Genomic DNA, 3318 nt, shown 5'->3' on the forward strand with positions numbered 1-3318 from the left:
GTCCCTCCGGCCCTAAGGACGCCCCCGCGCCGCCCCTCCCTCTGCTCCCCGGTCCCGCCAGGGCAGCTCCGCCGTCACCGTCGTCGGCCCTCCGACCGGCGAGTCGATGACGAACAGCCCGTCCACCGCGCCCAGCCGTTCCGCCAGCCCCGTCATCCCCGTACCGCCGTCAAGGCCGGCGCCGCCGCGGCCGTCGTCCCAGACCTGGATGAGGAGCCGTTCGTCCGAGCGCCACACGTCGACCGAGGCGGACTTCGCCCCGCTGTGCTTGCTGACGTTCTGGAGCAGCTCCGAGACGGTGAAGTAGGCGATGCCCTCGATCGCCGCGGCCGGCCGTGTCCGCAGGTCGACGGCCACCTTCACGGACGCCGTGCACCGGGAGGCCACCGCGGACAAGGCCGCGTCCAGCCCCCGGTCCGTCAGCACCGCCGGGTGGATGCCGCGCGCCAGGTCCCGCAGCTCCTGGAGGGCCAGCTTCACCTCGCCGTGCGCCTCCTCGACCATCGCCGCCACGTGTTCGTCGGCCTGCCCCTCCAGGAGCTTCTCCTTGGCGAGGCCGAGTCCCATCGCGAGGTTCACCAGGCGGGCCTGCGCTCCGTCGTGCAGATCGCGTTCGATGCGGCGCAGATCGGCCGCCGCCGTGTCGACCACGACCCCGCGGTCGGACTCCAGCTCCGCGATACGGCGCTCCAGTTCCTCGGAGGGGCAGAGGAGGCCGCGCACCATCGCCCGGTCCGCGTTCGTCAGCCCGCGCGCGATGTACGGCAGCACCGGCCACAGCACGAACAGCGAGACGAGCGTGATGGTGAAGGTCGCGATCGACCAGGGCAGCCGTATGAACTCGTACAGCATCGTGCGCCAGCCCACCGGGTCCTTCACGCTCGTCCACACCTGGGCGAAGAACCCACCGTTCCCGCGCAACGGCAGCGGACTCGGCTCGTCCACCTGTACCCGGAGCAGGGCCCGCGCCCGCGCCCGCTCCAGCTTGCCCAGCTGCCGGGCGCCCATCAGCGCGGCCGCGAGCAGCGGGAAGCCGATCACCGTCACCGTCAGCCAGGCCGAGGTGAACAGCACGGTCACGACGTAGGTGAACCCGAGCAGCGTCACCGGCAGATTGGCGAGGAGATGCGCGATCTCCCTCCACGTCTGCGCGCCGAGCGCGAACCGGGCGGGCACCAACGGATCGGACGTCGTCCGGGATGTCCGTCTGGTGGCCACACGCTGTCCGGAGACCGAGACGTCCGAGACGTCCTCGTACGTCTTCGCCGAGGGGGACCGCGGCCCCGGTGGCCCCGGTGGCCCCGGTGGCCCCGGCGGGTCCCGTCTGTCCTGGGGACGATGCGGCTGATCGGAGTCGGCGGAGATGTGAGCGGTCATGGTGCCCAGCCTGCCCGGCCGTCCGCGGCGGCGCCATGAGGCGGACCGCCCGGACGCCCTGGGGAAAACCCCACCATCCCCGGCAGCCCGGGCACCCTCCACACCGTCGGTCGTCGCGCGTTACCGTTCAAGCTGTGACGGGCTGCTTACCGTCTCTTTAGCAGGGCCTAGACTCCCGTCCGTACAGATCACCGAACCGCGGCGTTCACGAAGGCCGCCAAGCCAAGCCAGGGCCACCGGATCGAAGTCCCCGGGGGCGAAGCCGGCCCGGGGGCGAACTCAGGGAGCGAGGGACGGACGTGCCGGAACCGACGGTTGTCGCCGCGGTCGCGGAACGCGGTGCCGGGGCCGTGGTCGCGGCGGACTACTTCCAGTCCTACTCGGTCGTGGGACTGCTCGCCGTCATCGGCGTGCTGTTCGTCGCCGTCGCCTTCGGCGCGGGCCGCCTGCTGCGCCCCGTCGTCCCCACCCCCGAGAAGCTCCTCACGTACGAGTGCGGGGTCGATCCCGTGGGTGAGGGCTGGGCGCACACCCAGGTCCGCTACTACGTGTACGCCTTCCTGTACGTGATCTTCGCCGTCGACTCGATCTTCCTCTTCCCCTGGGCAACGGTCTTCGCCGCCCCCGGCTACGGCGCGACGACGCTCGTGGAGATGTTCATCTTCCTGGGCTTCCTGGCCGTCGGCCTGCTCTACGCATACAAGAAGGGCGTCCTGGCATGGACGTGACGCCAGACATGACTCCTTCCCACTCCAAGGTGACTCCTTCCGATCCCAAGGTGAGCCCTTCCGAAGTGACTCCCTCCGAGCCTGTCGTTCCGGAGCCCGTGCTGCTGCCGGAGCCGAAGCGCCTGGGCGCGCTCTCCCGCCTGGCCCCGGAGCCGATGAAGGTGATCCTGAACTGGGGCCGCCGCTACTCGCTCTGGGTCTTCAACTTCGGCCTCGCCTGTTGCGCGATCGAGTTCATCGCCGCGTCGATGGCCCGCCACGACTTCATCCGCCTCGGCGTGATCCCGTTCGCGCCCGGCCCGCGCCAGGCCGACCTGATGGTCGTCTCCGGCACGGTGACGGACAAGATGGCCCCGGCCATCAAGCGCCTGTACGAGCAGATGCCGGAGCCGAAGTACGTCATCTCGTTCGGCGCGTGCAGCAACTGCGGCGGCCCCTACTGGGACTCGTACTCCGTGACGAAGGGCGTCGACCAGATCATCCCGGTGGATGTGTACGTCCCCGGGTGCCCGCCCCGCCCCGAGGCGCTGCTCCAGGGCATCCTGAAGCTCCAGGAGAAGATCGCGCGCGAGTCGCTGGGGGAGAGGTACGGCGCCGGGGCGCGTCCGTCGGCGGCCGCGCTGCAGAGCGGGCTGGTGCAGCCGCCGACCGTGGGGGAGGAACGATGACCACCGGCTGGCTCCCCGCCCCCGTCGAGGAACTCTTCGGCCCCGAGGCCACGGCCGAGGAGTCGTACGACGTCCTCACCGTGGACGTCCCGTCCGCATCCTGGACCGAGGCGCTCCGCACGGCCCACTCGGTGCTGGGCTGCACGTACTTCGACTGGCTGAGCGCGGTCGACGAACCGGGCACGGGCTTCCGCGTCGCGGCCCACGTCGTCGCGCTCTCCCCGGTACGTCGCCTGCTGGTCCGCACGACGGTGCCGCACGAGTCTCCCGCCCTGCCGACCGCGACAGGGGTGTACGCGGGCGCCGCCTGGCACGAGCGTGAGACCCACGAGATGTTCGGCGTCACGTTCGAGGGCCATCCGGGCCTCGACCCGCTCCTGCTGCCCGAGAGCTTCGAGGGCCACCCCCTGCGCAAGGACTTCGTCCTGGCCGCACGTGTGGCCAAGGCCTGGCCGGGCGCGAAGGAACCGGGCGAGTCGGATCACGGCGGCCCCAAGCGCCGCCAGATGCTCCCCCCGGGCGTCCCCTGTCTCTTATACACAACT

At 71.0% G+C, this 3318-nt stretch carries 4 protein-coding genes; 3 read left to right on the plus strand and 1 reads right to left on the minus strand.

What is annotated here, in order from left to right:
* Positions 1–12: 12 nt before the first annotated feature.
* The gene (locus FNH04_RS43480) at positions 13–1377 is read right to left on the minus strand and encodes a sensor histidine kinase (RefSeq protein ID WP_228031974.1); all 1365 of its coding nucleotides are present in this window, start codon (positions 1375–1377) and stop codon (positions 13–15) included.
* A 299-nt stretch (positions 1378–1676) separates the two neighbouring features.
* Between FNH04_RS43480 and FNH04_RS43485 the strand changes: the two genes are divergently transcribed.
* The 3 genes from FNH04_RS43485 to FNH04_RS43495 all read left to right on the plus strand — a co-directional run.
* Positions 1677–2105, plus strand: a complete 429-nt coding sequence (locus tag FNH04_RS43485) for an NADH-quinone oxidoreductase subunit A (protein WP_322725560.1) — start codon at positions 1677–1679, stop codon at positions 2103–2105.
* Positions 2106–2113: 8 nt separating this feature from the next.
* Positions 2114–2773, plus strand: a complete 660-nt coding sequence (locus FNH04_RS43490) for an NADH-quinone oxidoreductase subunit B (RefSeq protein WP_152791753.1) — start codon at positions 2114–2116, stop codon at positions 2771–2773.
* A partial coding sequence (locus tag FNH04_RS43495) for an NADH-quinone oxidoreductase subunit C (protein ID WP_194237016.1) occupies positions 2770–3318 on the plus strand: 549 nt, incomplete at its 3' end. The genes FNH04_RS43490 and FNH04_RS43495, both read left to right, overlap by 4 nt.

The organism is Streptomyces phyllanthi (genome assembly GCF_009377205.1).
Taxonomy (GTDB): Bacteria; Actinomycetota; Actinomycetes; order Streptomycetales; family Streptomycetaceae; genus Streptomyces; species Streptomyces phyllanthi.

Excerpts from the sequence above, each read along its gene's own strand:
- FNH04_RS43490 (WP_152791753.1), top strand. The coding sequence starts at position 2,114 with ATGACTCCTTCCCACTCCAAGGTGACTCCTTCCGATCCCAAGGTGAGC.
- FNH04_RS43480 (WP_228031974.1), bottom strand. The coding sequence starts at position 1,377 with ATGACCGCTCACATCTCCGCCGACTCCGATCAGCCGCATCGTCCCCAG.